This is a genomic window from Pseudobdellovibrionaceae bacterium (genome assembly GCA_023898385.1).
Classification (GTDB): domain Bacteria; phylum Bdellovibrionota; class Bdellovibrionia; order Bdellovibrionales; family UBA1609.
In genome coordinates, this window is record CP060220.1 from 1,664,569 (window position 1) to 1,688,195 (window position 23,627).

The following is a 23,627-nucleotide window of genomic DNA, read 5'->3' on the forward strand; positions in this document are numbered from 1 at the left end:
TTATCGGTTTTATAGGCGTCAAACCTGAGTCTGCTCAATTGGCATCCCGGCGAAACCAGACTTGTATATAGGCCAGTAATTCACTGCAAGAATAAGTAACTTTTCATATGTTGTCGACAGGAGTCCTACTTATGCCCCTTCCACCGAAAAACTTTCGCGATTTCAGTAGTTTTTTACAGATAGTGACTGACCTGAGAGGGCCTGAGGGCTGCCCCTGGGACAAGGAGCAAAATCACCAAACTTTAACCCAGTTTGCTTTAGAAGAGGCTTTTGAGCTGGCCGAAGCCATCGATGAAAACGACAAAAATGGCATGGTCGAGGAGCTGGGAGACGTGTTGCTGCAGGTGGTCTTACATGCAGAGATTGCGCGTCAAGAGGGTGAATTCGACATTTTTGATGTGATCGAGGGCATTGGCCGTAAAATGGTTCGACGCCACCCCCACGTATTTGACGACACCAAGGTGGCTGACTCGGATGAGGTCTTGCAAAATTGGGCAAAAATAAAGGCCAAAGAATCTCCCAAAAAAGCGCATGAGTACATTTCAACCCCCAAGGGCCTTCCGGCGCTGATCGAAGCCCAAAAGATTGGAGCCAAAACAAAAAAATTTGGTTTCGACTGGAATGAAGTCGATGGCGTATTGAAAAAAATAGATGAAGAGTTGGCTGAGTTCAAGCAAGCCCTTACTGCCGGCACCGTGGAAGAACAACAAGCCGAGCTGGGTGATCTGTTATTTACCATTGCACAAATGGCGCGGCATTTGAATTTTGATTCAGAACAATCCCTCAGAAAAACCAATTTGCGCTTTCGCAAACGCTTTCAATCAATGATGACCCTGGCCGCTGACGCGGGCTTTGACCCGCATCACACACCGCCCGAAAAACTTGAAGAGTTTTGGAGTCAGGCGAAAAAGAGCGAAACCTCGACCGGCGAATAGGGATTTGGCGGCCGGTATCGAGGTTTCCGAAGCACGAAGCATCAAGCACGAAGCATCAAGCACGAAGCATCAAGCACGAAGCATCAAGCACGAAACATCAAACATCAATGCCACAAACTGAATGCACGATAGCATTCATTTCACATCTCTGCCGGCGAAAAGCCAAGCCGGCCATCGCTTAAGTTATTTTCAGGTGGGTTTGCATGAACTGCTGCCCCAGTTTTTCAATGGCAAATCGCTGATTGCACGATCGACAAGTCAGTCGCAAGTTTGAAACATCATTAGCCCCACCCAAACATTGGGGCTGAATGTGATCGTATTCCAACGCATAACCTGAACCACAATGAACACACCTCCCCTGATCACGATGAAACACCAGACGCTTTATTGATTGCGGAATTGCAGACCGTTGGTATTTTTGACGCAAACTTCCTTGTTGCGCCGTAGTTTTGTTGTTGTTTTGGTGATCCTTTTGATTTGGCGTTGCGACCTCAACGCCTTTAATAGCTTTATTGCAAAGTGTGCGAAGATACGATTGACGCGGCCCCCCTTGTGGCGCCGTAGTTTCACCTAGGTTTTGATGGCCATTTGGCTTTAGAATTTTGGCTTCATCGTTTTTATTGGTTTCGCCATGAACCCTATTTAGATGTGCTCGAGGCGCCGTAATGTCGCCGACACCCGGTTGATTCTGTTGGTGGCCTTGAGGCTCACCGTTTTTGTTGATTTTACTTATCCTCATTGGCAGATTTTTTTGATGTTTCTTTTCTTTATGCATCATAGTGGTGACAAGACCTGGCTGATTATTTTGTTTTGGCTTTTTGGGCTCAATTTCTTTAATGGCCACATCGCAAAGCATATGCAGAAGCTCACAATGGGATGGGAATGGATTTTTGTGCGCCAATAGCCCGCGAAGTTTTTCAAGTTTTTCCATAAGGGCTTGGTCGGCAATAATTTTTAACTCCGTCAATTCGGAGGAGACAATTCGGGTGGATTCTTTGGCCTTAATGGGGCTTGAACTCAACGCCACCAGTGTTCGCTCGCTTTCTCTGGTGGATTTGTTTTCTAGCTTTTCAAGGACTTGCTTCTTTTCTTGGCAATTGAGTTTGGTACCCAATGATTTCTCCTCTTGGCGGAAGAACTTTCTGGCCTCAGCCACATTGGTTAAAGTTAGTTTTCCTTCTTCCAGCTTTTGCTCCACTTCTGGCACTTCGAGAATCATTCTCATGGCACTGATGCGTCGGTGAGCTTGACTCTCTGAATATCCAAGTAGCCGGGTCGCATAATCAAACAACGATGAACACTTAAACGCACTAAATAACCTTCGGCGCTCAATTTCAGCTAAGTGATGCAAAACTTTTGTCACAAGCTCCCGCTCCCTACGAACGAGATCTTTGGTGTGTAAATGTAAATCGTTGTCTGAAAGGTATTTTAACTGCATGGGGCCTCCTTTTAAATTCAACTCCTGAAAAGGAATGAACTCTTATACCACGGCATTTTTTTTGGTCTGTTCTGTGTCGAACGAGTCAGAATATAGAAGTTGCATGTAATGCATCATACGCCCCAACCTGCGGCTTAAGGACCAAGACGATACTTTAAAGTCACAAAGGTCAACGTAAGTTCAACACAAGGGCAATGATGACGTCAAAAACGGCGTCAATACTATTTTTTCTTTAAGTGTATTTTTAATTGGCGCGGACTACCTACCAGTGAGCTGAGGCTATCGAAGTCCAGTCCATTTTCGGGACGTCTTGAGATTCGTATCGACCCATTTACTTGAGCTACATTCCTACATTCCTACATTCCTACATTCTTACATCCTTTCATTTTGAGGCCATTCCCTCCGTTGTCTCAAGCCCTTAACGAAAACACAGGTTTGATGACCGTATTTATGAGCCAGCGGAGCTGTTTTTCAAAATACCAGAGTCCCTCTGATAACCCGTTAAAGCAACTAGCAACTAGCAACTAGCAACTAGCAACTAGCAACTAGCAACTAGCAACTAGTAACTCGTAACTCGTAACTCATAACTCGTAACTCATAACTCGTAACTCGTAACTCGTAACTCGTAACTCGTAACTCGTAACTCGTAACTCGTAACTCGTAACTCGTAACTCGTAACTCGTAACTCGTAACTCGTAACTCGTACGTAACTCTCATTTTGAGGCAGTTCGATAACCAAAAATAACTAAAAATAACTAAAAAATTGCCAAAATAACTAAAAAAACAGTCAAGTTTTGGGCCAAACTGCCGATCAATATCTAACCGATATGGGCCTTTAGAAAGGTCGAAGAGATTTTGTGATGAATCAAATTTTGGACAAAATAGCTATTTGCAGAAAAACGTCGTGCTTAAAGGCGCTTTTTTATCCTGCGGCTAGCTACCGCAGACTCTTTGTTAATGGAGCGCTTAATAGGGAGGTAAAATGTCGGCCTACAAAAATGGTACGCCACCTCTTTGTTTTATTTCGTCTATTTTTGCTTAGCAGTCTGGTGGCTACAACAGCATGTCAGCTGGCAGATAATAAAATCAACGGATCTATTAAAGTTTCATCAGAACCGCCTAGCCCAAACCCACCCGCGCCAACAGGTCCTCCCGCACTCAGCCTTGCTCTCAGTGAATTTTCACTTAGTGAGACCACTTCCGTTCGAAACACGCCCGTAGATATTACCATTTCAACTCGCGATCAATATGGTGATTTGTTTTACGACCCTTTAGCCACAGTCACCGTGTCGACTTCAGGAAGTGACGCTCAAGCCTGGCTGACCCAAGTTGTCGACAATTTAGATGGCACCTATTCACTCAAATTCTTTTCTGAAGTTGCAGCCATCACCGAGACCATCTCAGTTACTGTGAATGGAAGTAGCATTAGTGCCGCAAGCAATCAGATCTCGGTGAACGAACCACGCTTGTCTTTTACGGGGGACTCCTTGCCTTCAGCCACTGTCGCAGCCAGAACCGTCGATGAAACCATGTCTCCGGCATGGACATTGACTGGCGAGTGCGACGTCGGCCTCGGCGATGTTCTGATCACTAGCCCCACAGCATCTGAACAAACTGTCAGTTGTGATACCGCCGGTGGTGGCACTTTTTCAGCGACCTATAACTACTCAACCACATCTCCCTATTTGTCTTTCGACACAAAAATCTTAACTGTGCATTTTTACATCTCTCAGAGCAGTCTTCAGCCAAAGAGAACGTGGATCTATAAAACACAACTGGCTTCACCCCCTATTATTATCAATGACTTGGCCGGCTTGCAGGTCATGGCTACCAGTGACGCGTCTAAGTTTTACATTCTCGGGTCAGATATCACTGCCGTTGGCACTAACAATTGGACCTCCATTGGAGACCCCGGAGGTGTTTCTTTCACCGGAGCCTTCGATGGCAATGGGCATACGATTGATGGATTAAATCGACAAAACGCCAGCTACCCTTCACTTTTTGCGTTCCTAGAAGGCAGCGTGAGTAATTTGAAAATGACGAATATTGATCTGAGAGGCGCCTTTGAGGCCGGCGCCATTGCGTCGATTGTTAACGATCCCCAAATTCATCACATTTCTGTTTCTGGACACGTCCAATCCAATGGTTACCCCGCAGGGGGTATTACAGGTTTGGGTTCGCATGGCCATATTTCTTATGTGTCCTTTAGCGGTTCTGTAATCGGAGTCACCGCTGCCGGGGGCGTTTCCGGTACTGGCAGCGGGAACATTTCATTTGCGATAACGTCCGGCACGGTAGATGGCGATCGATTTGCTGCGGGAATCAAAAAATCCACATCTGGAACCATAGAGAAGTCGACAAGCTCGTCTGTGATTACGTCCACGGATGCCGGCACAGCCACTGACTATGGTAGCTCCGGAATGAGCAACAGAATGACTGTGAGAAATAGCTATTTTACGGGTGCCGTGACGGGCGATGATCATGTGGCTGGCCTGGTCAGTCACGATTGGGGCAAGGCCTATTTGTCCTACTCTTTGGCCTCTAACATCACGGCAACAGGCGCCGCATTGGAAGTGGGGCCCGTGGCGGCAAAGCCTCTCATAGTGGCACCCCTTAGCACATATTTCTCTGACACAGTCGTTTGCACTCCGGCATGTACAAACACTGACGGTAACCAAAAGACCATGGCCGAACTCATGCAGCGAAGCACCTATACAAACTGGGATTTTTTTAAGGTATGGCGTATGAACAACGGTTCTGAAACACCGCAATTGCGATGGATGGATCATCTTTCAGAATATTTGCCTTAATAGCGTGCTTGCTGAGTGACCCCGATCATAACTTCTGGTTTGGCCACAGACCGCAGCCATCAAACTCTCCGACTTCTAAAATTTATTAGGCCCAATAGCACTCCTCATCACAACTCCAAGTTAAACCGCAATCCCTTGCCATCAAGTTCTTCGACTTTTGAAAACAGCGTTTCGTATCGCAATACTAAATGCCGCTGCCGCGATGGATTCGCCTTCGGGGGTTTGCCATGATAGCGCTTGAGAAACTCGCTCAGACGGAGCACTCCACCAGACACTCCTGCATTGGTGGAGCTATCTAAACCTTGCTCTAATCCAGCGCCGCTGGCCGGTGCCGCTTGCTGGTGTTGCATGTGGAGCCGACGAGCCACTAGGGCCACTTCCGTATCCACAGCTGGCTTTAGAATGAATGGTTCCATGCGAGCTAGTTTCAAGACTAAAGTCCCCTCCCCTCTAGATCTATCGGCAGAAATGGCAAAAACTTTATGCGTCGCATAATATTTTAAATATCATAATGAAACACTAATTTATGCAGCATTTATCTATATTTACCGTTGACTCCCCCGGGCCAGGGTCGAACAATCGAGATTAACCTAAAACCTAACTTATTCTTGGAGGCTTCCAATGAAGACAGCAAAAATACTAATACTCGGTGCACTGATTGCCGCATCTGTGGGTTGCTCTTACGGCGGAGTGGCTCGAGTGGGAAAAGGTAAAGCCATTGTGCTTCGAAACGACGGATTTCTTTTTGGTCTACTTCGAAAAGCTATGGTGTGTGATGTAGACAGCTCTGGGCTTTCTAACTGCCAAGAAAACGAACAGCCATAATCGCCTCCCGACTTCAGTGGATGAGAGCACGGACTCAATGTCTGCTGATCTCATCCACCTCAATTTCAAAAAACCAGTGAATCACCTCTTTGCCCCAATGGGCCCGCTCGTTGCCCATCGCCATGATCAGTGGTAGTGAGCATTGAAATGATAAGCCTGACTATTTGCCTCAACGGTTCACCCGAAACTCCCATCTTGATTTGTGTCTCCCCGCAGTGGGGTTCCGACCAACCTGACTTCCGCACTAAAATTCGAACACAGATTCAACAAAAAATTGGCGCAAGTGACGACGCCAATATGCAAAGCCTGGAAGACCTTTCTCAAATTCCCCACCACCCTGATTTTAAAATATCAATCAGCCATAGCCCCATGCTCGGGGGCTTTGCCCTTGTTGAATCATCAAAAGGGCTGGGATTTGACCTTGAAGTGCAATCCCGGGTGCGTTTGCCGACCATTCAACGCATGGCCTCGCCTGAAGAAATATCTCTAGCGCCCTCGCCCGCCCACTTGTGGTCGGCCAAAGAAGCTGCCTTTAAGAGTTTATGGCCGGCCAAGCAACCTCTGACTCTTTCTGAAATTTTTGTTTTAAACTGGAGTGAAGATTCTTTCGAAGCCACCACTCGTAAGGACAATGACGTCATCCACGGGCGCACGGGACACATCGGTCCCGACGACCACATTTTTGCTGTGGCCCTGTCCTTGACTTCAGCACCCTAAGGTTTCAGTGTGGAATTCATGAAGGTCTCAACTCAATCATTGTTTCCCTTTCTTAAGTGGTTGCCTTTACTCAAAGACAAAAAAACAGTTCAAAATGATTTTTGGGCCGGCCTCACTGGAGCCATCATTGTGCTACCCCAGGGCGTGGCCTTTGCTGTGATTGCCGGCATGCCTCCGGTTTACGGATTGTACACAGCCATGCTGCCCGCCGTAGTGGCTGCATTATTTGGAAGCTCTTATCATTTGGTATCAGGACCAACCACTACGGCATCTATCATGATGTTTGCTTTCTTGACCAAATATGCTTCAGCCGGATCTCCCGAATTTATTCAACTGGCCCTCACCCTGACCTTTTTGGTGGGAATCACAAAACTTATTTTTGGGCTGGCTCGACTTGGAACATTGGTAGATTTTGTCTCCAACTCGGTCATTGTTGGGTATACGGCCGGTGCCGCTTTACTGATTGCGTTTAAACAACTAGAGAATTTCACCGGTGTGGCTATTCCCCCAGGACTAGGTTTTTACGAAATACTGTTTCAATTTACCACTCACTTACAACAAGTAAACCCCCATGTGCTTGCCGTCAGTGTGTCGACGTTGCTCAGCGGAGCGCTGGTGCGCCGATTTTTTCCGCGGGCTCCATTTATGATCGTTGCCATGTTAGTGGGATCGGTTGTGGGCTACTTGTTGCAAATCAGCTTTGCTCTACCACCCGAAGTGATTAAAACTGTGGGGGCCCTTCCGGCCCATTTCCCTCCGCTAACGGCTCCCGATCTAACCTACGACACGTTTATTAAACTGCTGCCCGCGGTGATGGCGGCCACTATTTTAACTCTCACTGAAGCCGTGAGTATTGCGCGTTCGGTGGCCATAAAGAGCGGTCAGATTCTCGACATCAATCAAGAATTTATTGGACAGGGCCTATCGAATATCGCAGGCACTTTCACTTCTGGTTATTTATCCACGGGATCATTTAATCGCACAGGCGCTAATTATGAAGCCCATGCTCGTACTCCACTGGCTGCTATTCTCGCCGGGCTATTATTGATGTTCATATTGGCTTTAGTCGCTCCACTTGCGGCCTATCTACCCAATGCGGCCATGGCCGGAATTTTATTTTTGGTGGCTTATGGCATCACCGATATAAAAAGTATCAAGACCACAATTAAGACCTCTAAAGGTGACACCGTGGCCATGGCCATTACATTTTTAGGGACTCTGTTTTTAGATCTCGAATTCGCCATTTTGACAGGGGTTATTGCTTCACTTATCTATTACCTTTCAAAAACCTCCAGGCCGGCTATTCATACGCGAATTCCTAACCCCAGTGACAGCCGTCGAAAGTTTATTTCTGATCCAAACCTACCAGAGTGTCCCCAGTTAAAATTCATTCGAATTGATGGCTCCATTTACTTTGGAGCTGTCACCTCAGTCCGTGATGCTATCTGGAAGACTGTCGATGAATCGCCTGACCTTAGACACCTCACTATAGTGGCACAGGGAATTAATTTTATTGATACCGCAGGGGCTGATTTACTGAATCAAATAAAAATGGATTTACAGTCGCGAGGCATTCAACTCTACTTTTATAGTGTGAAGCCCTGTGTTCTAGAAACCCTTAAGAAATGCGGATTCTTAGAAAATAACGAACCACCCATCATCTATGATTCTAAAGGTGAAATTATCAGTCATGTGATTTCTAAGATGAACGCCGACGTTTGCAGATCCTGCAAAGCGCGAATCTTTAATGAATGTGCCGGATTGCCTGGCGCAACATCCTCACGGTAAAAAATCCGCGTCACTCAGCTCTGACACCCAATGAAAGGCTTCAATAAAAAATCGAGACTCCTGATTTTGCCAATGCTGCCACAAGCTATCCATTTTTTCTTGTGGCAAATATTCAATGGGCATTTGATTGGCCGGAAGTTTTAAATATTCCAACTGTTCACAAATCTCTTCCCAGCTGAAACCCCTAAACAGAAGATATTCTTGAACAAGATGCATCTCTAGCTCATACAGATCATCGTAAAGCTCTGCCCAAGCATCGAGTCCGGCTTGCCCCCGATCGCTGCTACAATAAAAAGTGGTACACGCGCTATTTCTGGATTTCCAGATCGTGCAATTGCGAGTCGACTTCTGAAAAAAGGGACACAAAAGGTCTTCTCGCTGTCCAAAATCGGCTCCGCCCATGGACTTGTGTTTTGTGCGATATTGCCAGCTTGGAACCACACCAATGGGCAATACAAACTGGCGGTTTCGAATCATATCATTGACCACAGAGGCCCCGGGGCCGCCGCCGGCTAATACCCCACCCACAGAAAAACAGGGCAAAAATGGAAAATAGGTGCAGCACTTTAATGATTCTTTGTATTGACCAGTTTGGGCCATTTTGCATTGGCCGCAATCAACACTCTCTTTGAACCCACCATGGTCAATGGCTTTGAGGTCTAAAAATCTACGAAAAACCACGGGCCAAGAGTCAAGCGCCTGTTTACTGCAATGCCCTTCCCCCATCTCTTTTTGCCTCGCTTTAAAAGTCCGTAGAGCTATTGTTAAATTCATCTCCTGGCCTTATTGATTTGTATTAAACGCATAAATGGCAACAATCTGTGCGGAACTCACCGCAACTCCCAACCCGATAAACCACCGCGAGAAATTTTGATTGGATTCACGCCTCCCCGTATAGCCGGCCCGACAAGAAGTTAACACTCTCTCGCTCTTAGTCTTTCTTTTTACTGTGTGACCGACTGATCATTCGAATCATTTTGATATTAATGACAATAAACCGAAAAAACTGCCACGGCCAAAAAACGCGAAAGAAACGAACCACAGCCGTAGGCGTCACTGAATAATACTCTGGCTGATAGGCGTCTTTTTTTTTCACCTCTTCGTGATTTTCACTCATAACTTACTCCGGAATCAAAAACCAACCCGGTTTACACTGGGCTTTGTATATAAACATATGATGCAAGAGACGCTTGATCCAATGGCCGGCAAGACCAATTTCTCCGAATGTGTATTTTAAACTGCGACCATGCTCAGGATACCTGTCAAAGTCAGGAATGATTGGAGAGATGGTCATCGACGCTGCACTGCCATTCAAAAAACTCGCACCAGCTGAAGCCACGCAGGCCACGCTGAGATCGGCAAACGGGGCTTCACGTGTAGGGTCACTTGCGCCATGTAAGATCATATCAGCCACCGACATGGCCGCAGCCCTGCCCATAATCCCCGACGGCATCCCCGTCCGAGGGGGCGTCGGATTAATTGGAGTTCCATTTTTATTTTTCATAGGCTTTGAAATGCCATGGGGTGGAGCAAATGCAATTCCCACGGCAAATATATTTTTATAAGTTTGATTCTGGTAGGTTCGCGGCCAATCGCTGGCTTTCCATTGATCGAAGGCTTTTCCCGAGTAATCTGCATCGACTTTCATAAATCCATTGGGGGCAAACAGCTGATCGGTGATATCTACACCCGCTTTTGATTGAGCCTTTAATCCTACCCCACTGAATGGCGGAAGCAGCATGGCAAAATCGTAGTCGATTTCGCCGGCTTCGTTGGCCAGATTTTCAAATGCAATTCGGTTAGACGTAACTTCAGACACATGAGCCCGTTTTATCCAGTGAATGCCCCGCTCTGCAAATAGGGACTCAGCAAATACCTTACTGTGGATAATATACCCACCTCGTCTAAAATGGGCTCCACCAATGCCAAAATCCCCTAACTCATATTCGTTGGTGAGAAATGTCAGCTCCGCCTTATCTCTCACCCCATGTCGTCGCAACTCGTACTCCACATTAAATATGTACTCAAATGCAGCACCCTGGCAGGTGCAGGTGCCATGCCCAGAACCCACCACAATTTTTTGTTTCTCACCCTTTTTCATTCTTTCAATAGCATGAATAAACTTTTGCGCCGCCTGTTCGGCGTGAGGCGCCGTACATACCGACGCTGTGAAATGATCCGGCCCCAATCCCTTGGTGGCTTCAAACTTCAACTTAGGTCCCGTGGCGTTGATCAGATAATCATAGGGGATGGTTTCTTCACCAGCTGATTCCAGATCTGTTCGCTGATAAACCACATACGGGCTACCGTGATCGGGACCCCCTTCAGGAAAGATCGACAGGGCTCGGCCCTGAATAAAATCTATTCCTTGTTTGTCATAAACTGGCTTCAATGGAAAACACACATCTCTGGCCGACATAAGCCCCACACCCACCCAAATATTAGACGGAATCCAGTTCCAATCAGATCGTGGGTTGATCACCGTCACCTTATGATTTGCAGAACCCAAGCGACGCCGCAAAAGAGTCGCAGCCGTATGCCCAGAAATTCCTGCTCCTAAAATAACAACATTTGCCATGCGTTCACCTACCAATAAAAAGTGTCGCCACTTCAACAGAATAGTGCGAAGCACCGATGATGTCCAGGTGCGCGATGCCGTTTATAGGCGCTGAACTTCTCGTATTTATTATCGAAAATTAACATATTTATCGCCTAGATGCCGGCCTCGATTCCAATCTCCCAGGAGGCAAAATGGCAAATAGCATCCAGGCAGACTCCCATGAAAAAAGTGAAGTTCGTGTGTTCCTGTATCACCATTTTACAGCAGGCTACTAAATTTTCTGGTAAACGGTACGGGATGCTACAATAAAGAATAGAATTGGAAGTTTCTTGAGGTGTCACAAATTACCCACCTTCGCCCCAAATATTGCTAATGTGGTGATCGTTGCCCTCTCCGTTTGCTGGAGTTGGGTGCTTGCTGGAACTCTTAAAAGAAAAACCTGTCATGTTGATCGCCTTTTGTCCTGTAACTCCTTATTTTTACGCGCATTATTGACATTAACGCTCACAACGTTAATAATAATAACGCTATGAACGTTAACCAAAGAAACAGACTATTTCGTCAAGGTGAGATCGATCGATTGGACCTTTGGCCCAAAATCGAAGAGTACGAGGCCCATGCCCGTACTTTTCGATTTAATTTTGGATTAGATGAACTTCCCACCGAACCGGGGATTCTTCTTGTGAGAGGACCGCGGCAGTTCGGTAAAAGCACCTGGATGGAGCTTGAACTCAAGTATACATTGGAAGATTTCGGTAAAGGTACAGCCTTTTATCTCAATGGCGACGACATCATTGATGCTGATGAACTTGAGCAGCGTATTGTAGAATTAGTGCCTATGTATGCCAAAACAGCACCAGTTAAACGGCTATTTATCGATGAGATTTCGGCTGTCGCCAATTGGGAAAAAGCCCTAAAACGAATCGCAGACCGAGGGGAAATTAAAGATGTACTGGTTGTAACGACTGGCTCAAAGGCCACCGACATTCGCCGTGGTTCAGAGCGTTTACCCGGAAGAAAAGGCAAGCTGGGTAGAACAGACTTTATCTTTACCGGAGTTTCATACAAGGACTTCTACGTTCAAAACCATCAGGATCTAGGCGAAGACACATGGATAGCTTATTTACTCAGTGGAGGCTCGCCCATTGCAGCCAACGAGATCTGGCAGTTGGAAAAGATACCCGACTATTTTTACGAAATAGTTCGAGATTGGATCATTGGGGAACTCATTAGAAGTGGGCGATCGAGACGATTTCTTTTAGCCCTTTTACGAACTATTTTCAACCAAGCCGGTGCACGTACCGGTTACTTGAAATTGGCTCGCGAATCGGGCCTGGCAAATAATACATTGGCGGCCGAATATATCGAGCAACTTTCGGATTTACTTGCTGTGGTGCCCTCGCCTCAGTGGGATTCGCACAAACAAATTTACCTTCAAAGAAAACCTGTGAAATTTCATTTCGTCAATTTGGCTGTGGCTCTGGCATTTTCTTCAAACCGAATGACATGTGTACACGACTTCAAACAGATTTCGTCAAATGACCAATCAAAATGGCTCGAGTGGCTAGTTGCACAAGAACTTTTTCGTCGACAATGCATTCGCGGCGTTGAAAGCCCAGAAGACATTGGATTTTGGGCTTCAAAAGAACATGAAATTGATTTTGTAGACGCCGAAGGCACATTTATCGAAGTGAAGCTTGGCAAAACAAGCCCATTGGATTTTGCTTGGTTTCCTAAAGTATTTCCTAAAAAGAAACTCTTGGTAGTGAATCAACGTGAGTTTCAAACTGAGCAAATCAAAGGAATCACGGTAGAACAGTTTCTGCTATCCGACGGATTCCCCCACCCGTATCCCGGAATGGTCGAAGACATAGACATCTACAACAACTACACGCGATTCTAATAAAAACCCTCGCAGGTAAATTTATTTTTCGGCCATAAAACTCAAGCAGTTCCCACGATTTTCGAACTTATTAAGGGAACCCATAGATGTTTTACATATATCAAGAGATCCCGTCTGCCTGTAGAACCCTGCCTGTACGCAAAAATCAACTTTTTAAAAACGAACGTTCTTCGACAAATCGGCTGCGCCGATGTTCGACTCCCGAAGGAGCTTACATCTCTGAACGACTGTGAGTGGTAAAGTCATAGAGTCATCTTCGGACGAAGTGGCGTTCCCTACGGGAGTCGAACCCGTGTCTTATCCGTGAAAGGGATATGTCCTAGGCCTCTAGACGAAGGGAACTTAGGAAATTGGTGACCCGCGATGGACTCGAACCATCGACCCTCTCCTTAAAAGGGAGATGCTCTACCAACTGAGCTAGCGGATCAACCTGAGCCAGCCAATTTCGAAGATCTGGGCTTATCTGTCAACTCTCAATTGGAGAAATTTTAACAATCTCTGGCGTAAATCAATTGAAAAGTGGCTTAATCCAGAGGGTTTGGTTGCGCCCTGGGCCAACTGAGATCACGTCTATGGGTATCCCCAATTCCTCAGAAATGAACTGGACATACTCATGGGCCTGCCGGGGGAGATCATGGGGCGAGTTGATTTCATCCACTTGCTCAGACCACCCCTTTAATGTGTGATAAATGGGCTTTACACGACCCAAACTGCCTGGAGTGACCGGGTACTCGGTGATCGACTCGCCATCAAGCTCATAGGCTGTACAAACTTTGATTTCATCTAGACCGCTTAATACATCAAGCTTCATCAGTGCAATATTCGTGATTCCGTTGATACGAATGGCATACCTTAATGCCACCAAATCCAACCATCCGCAGCGACGCTCTCGACCTGTGGTGGCGCCATATTCTCGCCCCACATCGCGAAGCCGCACTCCCACCTCGTCAGTGAGCTCTGTGGGAAAAGGACCACTGCCCACGCGAGTGGTGTAAGCCTTAGTAATTCCAATGACCTTGTCCACCATTCGTGGACCAACGCCCGCTCCCACACAAGCTGATCCCGCAATTGTGGATGAGCTTGTTACGTATGGGTATGTGCCATGCAATAAATCAAGCAACGAGCCCTGAGCACCTTCAAATAGCACCTTTTTGCCGGCCTTTAAGGACTTATGCACAAGGAGCGAGGTGTCTTTACAGCGATAGGGTGCAAGCTCTTCGGCAAGTTTTTGCACAAACTCAATGACCTCATCCACATCAACGGGTTTTTCGTTGTACATCTTCTCAAGCAGAAAATTCTTTTCTTTTAAAGACTCTGAGATTTTTTTCTTAAGACCAACCACCTCACCAAAAAGATCACCAAAAAGAATAGCTTTCCTCGCCGCTCGATCCTCGTAGGCGGGACCAATGCCTTTGCGGGTGGTCCCTATTTTCTCAAGTCCTAATGAATTTTCTCGGGCTTGGTCTAAAAGACGATGGTATGGCAGCAATACGGTGGCTCCATCTGATATGAGCAACTGACTGGGATCCTTTAATAATCCATTGGCCTTAAGAGCGCGAATTTCATCGGCCAGGTTTTCTACGTCCAAAACCACGCCACTACCAATCACACAGGTGGTTTTAGGGTGCAGAACACCCGAAGGCACTAAATGTAAAACCGTCTTTTGACCGTCAACAATGAGAGTGTGGCCGGCATTGGCGCCCCCTTGATAGCGGACAACCATATCGGATTGGGCAGAGAAAACGTCAACGACCTTTCCCTTTCCCTCATCACCCCACTGTGAACCTACAACAACTATTCCTGGCATAACCTATAACCCTTAGCACAGCGTTTCGTCCTCTGGCCAGCCCGACCTGCCCTGCTGAAAAAAATTGATGATTTTATCCACGGCCATATCCGATGCCCGCCATTGGGCCTCATGGGTGTACGCCCCAATGTGTGGAGTCATGACCACTTGCGGAAAGTCACGCAGCCGAGATCCCGGTGCCAGCGGCTCCTTGACGAATACATCTAATCCCGCACCGGCAAGGCGTTGCTCGTCTAGTGCATCAATCAAGTCATTCTCATTCACCACCCGGCCTCGGCTAGCGTTGATCAAAACGGCATCAGCGGCAAAATAAGCCAAGGTCTGCCGGTTAATCAATTCTCGGGTCTCGTCAGTCAATGGCACATGCAGACTCACCACTTGCGCCTGACGCAGTAGCTCCATAAGTCCGCAACTCTCCACGCCTAGCCGTTCAAAATGACTCTCTGAAACATAGGGATCGTAGGCCACCACGTGCATATAAAAAGCCTTCGCAAGCTCTGACACTCGCGACCCAATTCGCCCAAGCCCTACAATGCCCAATGTCTTTCCCGCAAGTTCATGGCCCACAGAAACCGACGACCGCCATTGTTTCTTGTTTATGGCAACCGCTGCCATCTGCGCCTTTCGCAAAACAGAAAGTATCAACCAGATGGTTAGTTCGGCCGCACTTTCGGGATTAGCCATGGGAACAAACCCCACCTGCACGCGATGCTCTTTACAATGTCCTAAATCGATATGATCAAACCCACTGGTGGCCGTGACCACAACCTTTAACTCTGGAAACTGTTTTAATATTTCTGCATCAACGACCGTACCTGAACGAATTAAAAGGGCCGCCACATCTGGACGCTCTCCCACTAAACACGAAGGTTCACATTTTTCTATAATCATCTCTGGAAGCGAAATCTTCAGCCTCGTCAGTGATTCAGCCGTATAGGGGGCCGCGACCAAAATAGTTTTAACCGGAGGGCTTATCACTTAGATCTCACCTTTGAGCAGCGCTGTTTGCGCACCCTTGACAGCTTCATTTAAGCCCTCAGCAGTTGGCGTGGCTAGTCCCAAATCTATTAAAGATAGACCCAGTGCCTCGATGGTTGCGACCACATCGTCATCACTAATATTGCCTAAATGTCCCACTCGAAGAATTTTTCCTGTCAGCATACCCTGCCCGCCCATTACGGTAATATTGTATTTCTCTTCGATGTGTTTTCTTAACTTCTTGCCATCGATCTCTTCTGGCAGTAGCACTGCCGTCACCGCTGGAGTGGGAGCCTTCGAATAAAGTGCAAGACCCAAAGCCTTCACGCCCGCTCTAAACACATCGGCCATCAACTGACTTCGTTTGATGGAGCGCTTTAGCCCCTCGTCAGAAAAGAAATCCAGTGCCACATCCAAGGCCCTAATATGACTCACCGCTGAGCTAAAGTGAGTCTGGCCGCTGGAGTTGGCCTCTTTTTCTGCCGCAAGATCAAAATAATATCGAGGGCAAGTGGAAGTCTTTTGAAACCGCCAGGCTTTTTCTGATAACGCCACAAATGCAAGTCCCGTGGGAAGCATAAACGCCTTTTGTGAACCCGCCACCACCACATCAATCCCCCATTCATCCATCGGTAAAGGTGTGGACCCGATGGCCGTAATAGCGTCCACCATAAACAGGGTGTTCTGGTGGGCTTTTACAATTTCTGCGATTTCTTGAATGGGATGCAACACCGCTGTGCTTGTTTCGCTCGCTTGGCAAAGCACTGCACGAATCTGTGGACGCGCTTCTAGGGCACTGCGCACCTGAAATGGATCGACGGCCTCACCCCAAGGCACTTCAATAGTGTGGGTTTTCATGTGATAAGCCATTGCAATGTCCCGCCAGCGCTCACCAAACTTCCCTGAAACCACACATAGCACCTCATCTCCCGGCGACAGTGTGTTAACAAGGGCCGACTCCATTCCGCCAGAGCCCGTTGATACATGCATCATAACTGGCTGTTTTGTTAAAAAAGCTTCTTTTAATTTTTTCAGCACTCGCTCTAAGATTTGCGTGAATTCGGGAGTTCGATGATGAATCATAGGCTGCCCCATTTGTTCAAGGGCCAGTTGAGGTAATGGAACCGGACCAGGGGTCATCAATCGATAACGCGAAAAATCAGAAATCGACATGTCAAGCCTTTCTTTAGCTCACATATTTTGTTGGCAGCCACTGTCATAATCGCAAACGGATTAGCAAGCAACAACCGCTAAATACTTGCCACTATTCTGGCTTTAACGGTAGGTTCAATGGGTGTTTAGGGTCATGCGGTATTTCATCATTTTAGCACTGAGTCTTTTTTGGGCGGCTTGCGCCTATAGGTTTGGCTACGGTGATCGAAGTCTGCCAGGTGGTCATCAAAAGGTGGCCATTCCTGTTTTTGAAAATCAAACCTCACTGGTCGGTGCCGAGACTTATTTCACCAATGCCATTATTCGCGAGTTTGTTCGATCTAAAGTGGCCGAAGTGACCTCTAAAGACCAATCCCAGGCTGTCATTGAGGGTATTATAACAGAAATTGCGTATAAGCCTGTGGCACAAAAAAAAGGCGGCGACTCCGAAGACCGCGTGACCCAGCTGCCCAGCGATACTGTTTTGACTACAGAATACCGCATAGAGGTATCAGCCACGGTCCGACTTCGTCAAAAAAGCGACAATCAAATTATTTGGCAAGGTGGTTTTAAGAAGGAAAAAACATATTCTGCGCCGCAAATCGGCTTAGAAGTTGTGAACACGGCCAACCCTCTTTATAATCACAGTGCTCGACATGAGAATATTCGATTAATGGCAAAAGATATGATGGCCGAAGCTTACGGACGTATGACGGAGAATTTTTAATGGCAACCTGGGACCTACGGCGACTGCAACAAGCCTTAGACAAGCGCTCGCCGGCTCCTGTGTACCTTATCTTCGGTGAAGAAACCTACCTAGTGAACGAAGCCGTAAAATTGGTTCGCGACAAAGTGCTCAGTGAAGGAGCGGCTGACTTTAATTACGACCAATTTTTTGCAGACGAAACCGACTTGAGCCAAGTGGCTGACACTATTGAAATGCTTCCAATGATGGCCGAACGGCGGCTCGTTGTTTTAAAAAATACTGAAAGCCTAAAAGATAAAGACTGGGATAGTTTATTTCATCTACTTGAAAATCCACTAGATACAGCTTGCCTGGTGATGGTGGCTGAAAAAGTGGATAAAAGAAAAAAGTTTTTCAAAAAAACTTCTGACAACGGCATTGTCGTGGAGCTCAGGCGCCCCTTTGAAAATCAACTGCCGGCTTGGATTGACTATATCGGACACAATCATGATTTAAAGTTCTCACCCGATGCGCGCACAATGATCTTGCAACTTGTGGGACAAAATCTAAGCGAAATCAACAACGAGACCATGAAGCTTAAGCAATACCTTGGCGACAAAACCGAAGCCACAATTGATGATGTGCTAAAGGTGGTCTCGCACGCAAGGGTTGATAGTATTTTTGACCTCACTAATGCCATTGGACGCAGAGACCGCAGTGGTGCCCTTGTCTATTTAGCGCACCTTCTCGAAAATGGACAAAGTGAAGTGGGTGCGCTTTCACTGATTTTACGACACGTTCGAATTTTGGCCGCCCTTCGAGAGGGACAGAGCATTGGCCTGACTGGTGCTAAACTGAGTGCTAAAGTGGGGATTCCCAATTTCTTTTTAAAACAATATCAGGAACAGGCCAAAAAGTGGGATGATCGCAAGATTACAAAAACTTTAAATGCCCTCCACAAAACAGATCTAGCCTTGAAGTCGTCGCCCGTCTCCTCGCACATATGGCTTGAAAACTTTATTGTTCAAACTTGCCAATAAAAATGGGGTGAGCGAACCTCTTCGGCAAGACGGATGTGCTCATTGTGAGACACTTTGTCTCAAAGCGAGACAACCCATTAAATTTTCTTGCCATTTCACTGACAAAATCAACCGAAGCCTAAACAAATATCCAACTAAGACCTTAAGAGTTTTTTTGTAGATTCCGATACCAAGGTATGGGCACAGACCAACATTTTTTACGACGAAGGCGCACTCCCAGGCGAGCTATTCGACGCCGCGTGGGCCTTCTTATTAAAGGCAAATATCATATCAACACCGCTGTTGAAATCGGTGAAGGGGGTATGATGATTTTGTCAGATGTTCCACTGAAGGATGGAGATCGCCTTGTGGTGACCTTTAATATTCCGGGTGTGATACACGTGGTTATGGGTGCCACGGTTCGATACCGTATTGAACCCGATAGCGAATTTAGCCAAATTCGCTACGGCCTACACTTTGATCATATTGATTTTAAAACCCGCCGGAAGATCCGAAACTATGTGGCCTCCCGCGGGATTCATGACGTGGCCTAAAAGGCCAACTATTTTGAAAGCGCGCTGATTTGTTGGGCTAATCGACCGATCCGACGAGCGGCTTTTTTACTATGCACCACACCTTTTTGAGCGGCCTTGCTAACAACGCTAGTGAATTCTCTGAGCAACGACTGTGCCTCATCCACTTTTTTGGCCTCAATAGCCTTTAAGACCTTTTTTTCAGTGGTACGCACGCTGCTTTTTGTGCGTGAATTTCTCAACTGCCGACGCTCGGTTTGTCGGGCTCTTTTTGCCGCAGACTTATGGTTTGCCAACTGCAACCTCCAATGATTAACTAAATGTGTTACCGTAACCGGTGGTGCATAGCATACTGCATTTGCAGGTGCAAGGCCCAATCCCGCACAAATACTGGCTACAGGAGCCACCAACTTGAAAAAACATCAGCCAAAACAATCAGTTATACGGTCTGCCGCGTTCATGTCTTTAGGCACCCTAAGCAGTCGCATCTTGGGGTTGGCCCGGGATATCGTGCTGGCCGCCTTTTTCTCACGCACTGTGACTGATGCTTTCGTTGTGGCCTTCCGCCTGCCCAATATGTTTCGAAGGCTACTGGGCGAGGGATCGCTGGCGGTGAGTTTTATCCCAGTTTTTGTGGGGCAACTCAACGACGGCCGTGAAGATGGTGAGGCGCGGGCTCGCCGCTTGAGTGATGCGATTTTTACCTTACTGCTTTCAGCCACTTCGGCATTAAGTGTGGCCGGGTTCGTGTTTATGCAGCCCCTATTATCTTATTTGGTGGGTGGCCAGGGCTATATGGCTATTCCTGGTAAATTCGAACAAACGGTGTTTCTAGCGAAAATCATGTTCGCCTATCTTTTCTTGGTCACAGCCTATGCCTTTTTTATGGCTTTGATGAATTCACTAAAAAAGTTTTTCTTACCAGCACTGGCTCCCGCCGCATTTAATTTTGTATTGATTCTGTTTGCGCTCATACCGAGCGCTTGGGCTGAAGTGCCGGGCACCTTTTTGGCCTGGGGTGTGATTGCTGGCGGAGTGGCTCAGGTTCTTATCGTTGCCTGGCCGCTATGGCGGCAAGGCTATCTCCCAACACTTCGCATTGATTTCAAAGCTGAAGGCGTGAAGACCGTATTACAAAATATGGTCCCTGGGCTCATTGGCCTTGGGGTTTTACAATTGATGAGTTTGATAAATATTCAGTTTGCCAGTCGTCTTGGCGAAGGGTCTCATTCTTATATTTATTGGGCCGATCGAATTATGGAACTACCTCAATCTCTCATAGCCGTGAGTCTTGGCGCGGCCCTTCTGCCCACGTTGAGCGAAGTCTGGAGTCAGAGCCGCCATGATGAGGCACGACAGATTACGCAAAGGCACATGCGACTTATCATGTTTTTATCTATCCCAAGTGCGGTGGGTATGTGGTCTCTGGCCCAGCCTATTGTGGAAGTGTTATTTATGCGCGGCCAGTTTTCCGTTGAAGATGCCGAGCTTACCGCTACCGTAGTGAAGATTTATGCTTTTCTTTTGGTAGCCACCAGTTTTCACAGAGTAATTGTCACTAGTTTTTATGCCATTAAAAATACATGGCTTCCGGCGGTGGCTTCGGTGGTCGCCCTTGTAGCCCATGTGATTATTGCCAGCATGTGGGTTGATAAATATGGCCTTGCCGGACTTGTGGCCTCAACCACCGTTTCTGGTATTCTCAATGTGGGTATTGTGCTTGGTGCCTACCGGTACTTTATTGGGCCCGTGGGCATCTGGCCGCTCGTTAAGTCTATTTTGCACCTATCACCTGCAGCTATCACCATGGGTATTTCAGTGTTTTGGATTTATAATTTATTGTGGCAGATGATCACTCTACAAAACCTGCCCTCATTGGGCCTTGGCCGAGCCGTAGCCCTTTTCACAGCCATTTCTGCCGGCGTTGTCATATATTTTGTTGTGAACAAAGTTATAAAACAACCGGACACGGCAGCAGTGATTTCTCTCATCAAGAAGCGACGCCAAGCAAGGAGGCCTTAGTGAGTCACAAAAACCCAATCGTTTTGAAAATCATATGGATGTCTTTCTTTTTGACCCTGTTTATGTATGCCTATGTTGTTGAAATGCAGGTGGGGCCGATGCCGGCGTCATTTGAGATTGATTTGTCAAATCCCGTAGCCATGGCGTTAAGTGTTGTGTCCCTTGTTATTTTGATGATGAGTTTTGTGATGCCCGCGATACTTTCGCGCGCAGCGCAAACCCCGTCGAAAGAACAAACGCCTGTTCCTCCGTCGGAATCCGCGCCTAAAGGCAACTCTAATGTGCCCCTAATTATTCGTTGGGCTTTTCTTGAAAGCATTGCAATCAATGGAATGGTGGCGTCTTTTTCATCTCAACAAAATATGATTTTGCCGTTTTTGGCTGTGTCGGCGGTTGGGTTTCTTTTGAGTTTTCCAAAGGGTCAGTGAAAATCTGCCTTTTTCGTGTTTCGTACCGTCACTCCCGACACATCATTCTTTGAGGGTTTCGACCAAAGTAAACACACAACTAAATGGATTGTACCCACTCATTTTTGAGCGCCTGACCGATGCACTCCAAGTCCCTGATTCAACTGAAGCCAATCATGTATTCAGCCTTCAATCTGTATGATCTTCTCGAATATTATGCGGACGTACTTGTGGCGCCGTAGTTTTGATTAAATTTTGCTAGTGATTGTGAATACTCCCGCCTGTGAAGTGTAGACCCGCCACGGCAAGCCAAAGAGAAAAAGTATTTTGCCTCCCCGAAAAAATAGATCGAAAAGTAGTGCTTCTTGTCCAATTTGGTTTTCGCAAATATTTCTATTCCACTTCAACATTTGGAAAATTTCTTTTTGATACAACGCCCGGTCATATACAATAAAGAGGCAGGCTTTTTAGGCGAAAGGTTACCGACTCATGCGATCCCTGCCAACGGTAGGACACGGTTTCTTCAAGCTGAGTGCGAAACTTTAAATCATAGCGAATCGCTTGATCCGTGACCTTCTGATGTTCACCCATAAACCGAATCAATGACTTCAGGCTACCGGCTTTTCCAGACTTGATCTCCACAGGAACCACTTTGTTGTCCATAGGGAGTACAAAATCCACCTCTGCGTTCTCAGGTACCTTATCCCGCAACCAGTAGTAGGTATTTGTTTTTTGTGTCTTAAAGCTATCTAGATAAAGGTGCTGGGCAGCAAATTGCTCCGCCATGTCGCCTTTGCTAAGAAGCAGATCGGGACTTAGCTCAGCGAGCTCAGACCACTTAAGGCCCATGAGACAATTATATAAACCTACATCCAGAAAAAATGTCTTAAAGACATTTCGATCTCCGGTTTTGCTTAACGGTAAGCCTGAACAGTTTGAATGAAAAACCTTTTGGGCCAAAAAGATACCCTCAAAAATGTCCAAGGCTTCCTTAATATACGGTGTTTTTGCTCGTGATAGGCGCGAATAAATTGTTTTTTTGCCTATCTCGTAAGGCAATGAATTGAGTACATCGTGCAAGACCTCGCCTTGTTTGCCTGAAGCATACCGCTCAATGTCTTCATGGTAGGACTGCAACAAGTGTTGCTGCAGCTCACGGGCCGCCACATAGCTCCCATTGCTTTGATTAAAAGCCACTATGGCCTCCGGCATTCCACCCACAAAGAAAAAATCGGTCAGCTGTTTGACTAGCTCATTATGAATGGACTCGGTCAGTGCCGCAAAATCGCCTTGCCTGAACTGGTCAACAAATTCTGCCAATACATTTTTGCCCCTTGCCTTCAAAAACTCGTCGAAGGTGAACGGTCCAATGTAAAGATATTCTACTCGGCCCACCGGCGCTTTCAATTTCAATTGCCGCAGCACCACTTCAAGCAGGCTACCGGCAGCAATCACCGGCAATTCTGGTTTCTTTTCTTTGAAAAAACGCAGCCTGCTATAAGCTTTTTGGCTCTCTTGAATCTCATCAATAAATACTAATGAATTGGATTTAAGCTTCTTGTTTGCCACAGCCATAATTTCGTTTAGGCAACGATCTACATCGAACGAATCTTGATCGAACTCACTTATGAAGCTTTCCTCTAGGTTCACCTCCACAAGGTCTAGACCATTCACCGCAGCAAATTGCCTCACCAATTCTGTTTTGCCGACCTGCCGGGCACCCCGAATCACCAAGGGCTTACGCGAGGCCTTGATGTGCCAATCATTTAGGTGTTGAAGAGCTCCTCGCGCCAGGTAATTCATAAAATCCTCTTGTCTATTAACTACTTCATAGACATTATGACGAAATACCGACCTGTTTTCAACATTTTTGGACAAAATACCGACCTGTTTTCACTATTTTTGCTAAAAAGCCGACCTATTTTAAGGTTTTTTTGTCAAAATTCCGACCTATTTGCTGTTGCTCAAAGGTATCGGTAAGATAAACCAAGCCGTCGCAATTTATCTTGCTGGATATTTTCGGCATTTTTGGCAGGTCAATTCAATTA

21 protein-coding genes and 2 tRNA genes are annotated in these 23,627 nt (G+C 46.6%); 11 read left to right on the plus strand and 12 right to left on the minus strand.

What is annotated here, in order from left to right:
* Nucleotides 1-131 precede the first annotated feature (131 nt).
* Complete coding sequence (mazG, locus tag H6626_07405; GenBank protein USN48905.1) at nucleotides 132-935, plus strand: nucleoside triphosphate pyrophosphohydrolase; 804 nt, start codon at nucleotides 132-134, stop codon at nucleotides 933-935.
* Between the two features lie 178 nt (nucleotides 936-1,113).
* Here the strand turns inward: mazG and H6626_07410 are convergent, their stop codons facing one another.
* A complete protein-coding gene (locus H6626_07410) occupies nucleotides 1,114-2,373 on the minus strand; it encodes an HNH endonuclease (GenBank protein ID USN46057.1) in 1,260 nt (419 codons plus the stop codon).
* 1,049 nt (nucleotides 2,374-3,422) lie between these two features.
* Here H6626_07410 and H6626_07415 point away from each other — a divergent pair.
* Complete coding sequence (locus H6626_07415; protein ID USN46058.1) at nucleotides 3,423-5,183, plus strand: hypothetical protein; 1,761 nt, start codon at nucleotides 3,423-3,425, stop codon at nucleotides 5,181-5,183.
* A 107-nt stretch (nucleotides 5,184-5,290) separates the two neighbouring features.
* Here H6626_07415 and H6626_07420 read toward each other — a convergent pair whose 3' ends face one another.
* Nucleotides 5,291-5,614 (minus strand): hypothetical protein, encoded by a 324-nt coding sequence (locus tag H6626_07420; protein USN46059.1) that lies wholly within the window; start codon nucleotides 5,612-5,614, stop codon nucleotides 5,291-5,293.
* Nucleotides 5,615-5,804: 190 nt separating this feature from the next.
* Here H6626_07420 and H6626_07425 point away from each other — a divergent pair, with 190 nt between their 5' ends.
* From H6626_07425 to H6626_07435, 3 genes are all read left to right on the plus strand, one after another.
* On the plus strand, nucleotides 5,805-6,008 hold the full coding sequence (locus H6626_07425; GenBank protein USN46060.1) for a hypothetical protein: 204 nt from the start codon (nucleotides 5,805-5,807) through the stop codon (nucleotides 6,006-6,008).
* Between the two features lie 147 nt (nucleotides 6,009-6,155).
* Entirely contained in the window at nucleotides 6,156-6,725 is a 570-nt protein-coding gene (locus H6626_07430) for a 4-phosphopantetheinyl transferase family protein (protein ID USN46061.1), read from the plus strand.
* An 18-nt stretch (nucleotides 6,726-6,743) separates the two neighbouring features.
* On the plus strand, nucleotides 6,744-8,513 hold the full coding sequence (locus tag H6626_07435) for a SulP family inorganic anion transporter (protein USN46062.1): 1,770 nt from the start codon (nucleotides 6,744-6,746) through the stop codon (nucleotides 8,511-8,513).
* Here H6626_07435 and H6626_07440 read toward each other — a convergent pair.
* The 3 genes from H6626_07440 to H6626_07450 form a co-directional block, all read right to left on the minus strand.
* A complete protein-coding gene (locus H6626_07440; protein USN46063.1) occupies nucleotides 8,505-9,287 on the minus strand; it encodes a hypothetical protein in 783 nt (260 codons plus the stop codon). The two genes, H6626_07435 and H6626_07440, sit on opposite strands and share 9 nt — an antisense overlap.
* Nucleotides 9,288-9,444: 157 nt before the next feature.
* A complete protein-coding gene (locus tag H6626_07445; GenBank protein ID USN46064.1) occupies nucleotides 9,445-9,630 on the minus strand; it encodes a hypothetical protein in 186 nt (61 codons plus the stop codon).
* Between the two features lie 3 nt (nucleotides 9,631-9,633).
* Nucleotides 9,634-11,091, minus strand: coding sequence for an NAD(P)/FAD-dependent oxidoreductase (locus tag H6626_07450; GenBank protein ID USN46065.1), 1,458 nt, complete (start codon nucleotides 11,089-11,091; stop codon nucleotides 9,634-9,636).
* Between the two features lie 511 nt (nucleotides 11,092-11,602).
* On the opposite strand from H6626_07450, the gene H6626_07455 reads away from it, so the two are divergent.
* On the plus strand, nucleotides 11,603-12,976 hold the full coding sequence (locus tag H6626_07455; protein USN46066.1) for an ATP-binding protein: 1,374 nt from the start codon (nucleotides 11,603-11,605) through the stop codon (nucleotides 12,974-12,976).
* A gap of 266 nt (nucleotides 12,977-13,242) precedes the next feature.
* Here the strand turns inward: H6626_07455 and H6626_07460 are convergent.
* The 5 genes from H6626_07460 to H6626_07480 form a co-directional block, all read right to left on the minus strand.
* A tRNA-Glu gene (locus H6626_07460) sits at nucleotides 13,243-13,318 on the minus strand.
* Between the two features lie 9 nt (nucleotides 13,319-13,327).
* Nucleotides 13,328-13,403: transfer RNA gene (locus H6626_07465), tRNA-Lys, on the minus strand.
* An 81-nt stretch (nucleotides 13,404-13,484) separates the two neighbouring features.
* Complete coding sequence (locus H6626_07470) at nucleotides 13,485-14,783, minus strand: adenylosuccinate synthase (protein USN46067.1); 1,299 nt, start codon at nucleotides 14,781-14,783, stop codon at nucleotides 13,485-13,487.
* Between the two features lie 12 nt (nucleotides 14,784-14,795).
* Nucleotides 14,796-15,761, minus strand: a complete 966-nt coding sequence (locus tag H6626_07475; protein ID USN46068.1) for a phosphoglycerate dehydrogenase — start codon at nucleotides 15,759-15,761, stop codon at nucleotides 14,796-14,798.
* Nucleotides 15,762-16,934, minus strand: a complete 1,173-nt coding sequence (locus H6626_07480; GenBank protein ID USN46069.1) for an alanine--glyoxylate aminotransferase family protein — start codon at nucleotides 16,932-16,934, stop codon at nucleotides 15,762-15,764. It lies immediately after the preceding gene.
* A gap of 133 nt (nucleotides 16,935-17,067) precedes the next feature.
* On the opposite strand from H6626_07480, the gene H6626_07485 reads away from it, so the two are divergent.
* The 3 genes from H6626_07485 (at nucleotide 17,068) to H6626_07495 (ending at nucleotide 19,171) form a co-directional block, all read left to right on the plus strand.
* Nucleotides 17,068-17,640, plus strand: a complete 573-nt coding sequence (locus H6626_07485; GenBank protein USN46070.1) for an LptE family protein — start codon at nucleotides 17,068-17,070, stop codon at nucleotides 17,638-17,640.
* Complete coding sequence (gene holA / locus H6626_07490) at nucleotides 17,640-18,638, plus strand: DNA polymerase III subunit delta (protein USN46071.1); 999 nt, start codon at nucleotides 17,640-17,642, stop codon at nucleotides 18,636-18,638. Before H6626_07485 ends, holA begins: the two co-directional genes overlap by 1 nt.
* A 176-nt stretch (nucleotides 18,639-18,814) precedes the next feature.
* Nucleotides 18,815-19,171, plus strand: coding sequence for a PilZ domain-containing protein (locus tag H6626_07495; protein USN46072.1), 357 nt, complete (start codon nucleotides 18,815-18,817; stop codon nucleotides 19,169-19,171).
* Between the two features lie 8 nt (nucleotides 19,172-19,179).
* On the opposite strand, the gene H6626_07500 is transcribed toward H6626_07495, so the two are convergent.
* Nucleotides 19,180-19,446 (minus strand): 30S ribosomal protein S20, encoded by a 267-nt coding sequence (locus tag H6626_07500; GenBank protein USN46073.1) that lies wholly within the window; start codon nucleotides 19,444-19,446, stop codon nucleotides 19,180-19,182.
* Between the two features lie 115 nt (nucleotides 19,447-19,561).
* Here H6626_07500 and murJ point away from each other — a divergent pair, with 115 nt between their 5' ends.
* Both murJ and H6626_07510 read left to right on the plus strand, forming a co-directional pair.
* Nucleotides 19,562-21,172, plus strand: coding sequence for a murein biosynthesis integral membrane protein MurJ (gene murJ, locus H6626_07505; protein ID USN46074.1), 1,611 nt, complete (start codon nucleotides 19,562-19,564; stop codon nucleotides 21,170-21,172).
* Nucleotides 21,172-21,600 carry a hypothetical protein gene (locus tag H6626_07510; protein USN46075.1) on the plus strand — a complete coding sequence of 143 codons (429 nt, stop codon included), beginning with the start codon at nucleotides 21,172-21,174 and terminating at the stop codon, nucleotides 21,598-21,600. The genes murJ and H6626_07510 overlap by 1 nt, the downstream gene beginning before the upstream one ends.
* A gap of 420 nt (nucleotides 21,601-22,020) precedes the next feature.
* Here the strand turns inward: H6626_07510 and H6626_07515 are convergent, their stop codons facing one another.
* Nucleotides 22,021-23,382 (minus strand): ATP-binding protein, encoded by a 1,362-nt coding sequence (locus H6626_07515; GenBank protein USN46076.1) that lies wholly within the window; start codon nucleotides 23,380-23,382, stop codon nucleotides 22,021-22,023.
* Between the last annotated feature and the right edge of the window lie 245 nt (nucleotides 23,383-23,627).

Bases quoted from the DNA above. Each gene is read 5' to 3' on its own strand.
- mazG (USN48905.1), top strand. From the start codon at position 132: ATGCCCCTTCCACCGAAAAACTTTCGCGATTTCAGTAGTTTTTTACAG.
- H6626_07410 (USN46057.1), bottom strand. From the start codon at position 2,373: ATGCAGTTAAAATACCTTTCAGACAACGATTTACATTTACACACCAAA.
- H6626_07425 (USN46060.1), top strand. From the start codon at position 5,805: ATGAAGACAGCAAAAATACTAATACTCGGTGCACTGATTGCCGCATCT.
- H6626_07430 (USN46061.1), top strand. From the start codon at position 6,156: ATGATAAGCCTGACTATTTGCCTCAACGGTTCACCCGAAACTCCCATC.
- H6626_07435 (USN46062.1), top strand. From the start codon at position 6,744: ATGAAGGTCTCAACTCAATCATTGTTTCCCTTTCTTAAGTGGTTGCCT.
- H6626_07440 (USN46063.1), bottom strand. From the start codon at position 9,287: ATGAATTTAACAATAGCTCTACGGACTTTTAAAGCGAGGCAAAAAGAG.
- H6626_07445 (USN46064.1), bottom strand. From the start codon at position 9,630: ATGAGTGAAAATCACGAAGAGGTGAAAAAAAAAGACGCCTATCAGCCA.
- H6626_07450 (USN46065.1), bottom strand. From the start codon at position 11,091: ATGGCAAATGTTGTTATTTTAGGAGCAGGAATTTCTGGGCATACGGCT.
- H6626_07455 (USN46066.1), top strand. From the start codon at position 11,603: ATGAACGTTAACCAAAGAAACAGACTATTTCGTCAAGGTGAGATCGAT.
- H6626_07470 (USN46067.1), bottom strand. From the start codon at position 14,783: ATGCCAGGAATAGTTGTTGTAGGTTCACAGTGGGGTGATGAGGGAAAG.
- H6626_07480 (USN46069.1), bottom strand. From the start codon at position 16,934: ATGTCGATTTCTGATTTTTCGCGTTATCGATTGATGACCCCTGGTCCG.
- H6626_07485 (USN46070.1), top strand. From the start codon at position 17,068: ATGCGGTATTTCATCATTTTAGCACTGAGTCTTTTTTGGGCGGCTTGC.
- holA (USN46071.1), top strand. From the start codon at position 17,640: ATGGCAACCTGGGACCTACGGCGACTGCAACAAGCCTTAGACAAGCGC.
- H6626_07495 (USN46072.1), top strand. From the start codon at position 18,815: ATGGGCACAGACCAACATTTTTTACGACGAAGGCGCACTCCCAGGCGA.
- H6626_07515 (USN46076.1), bottom strand. From the start codon at position 23,382: ATGAATTACCTGGCGCGAGGAGCTCTTCAACACCTAAATGATTGGCAC.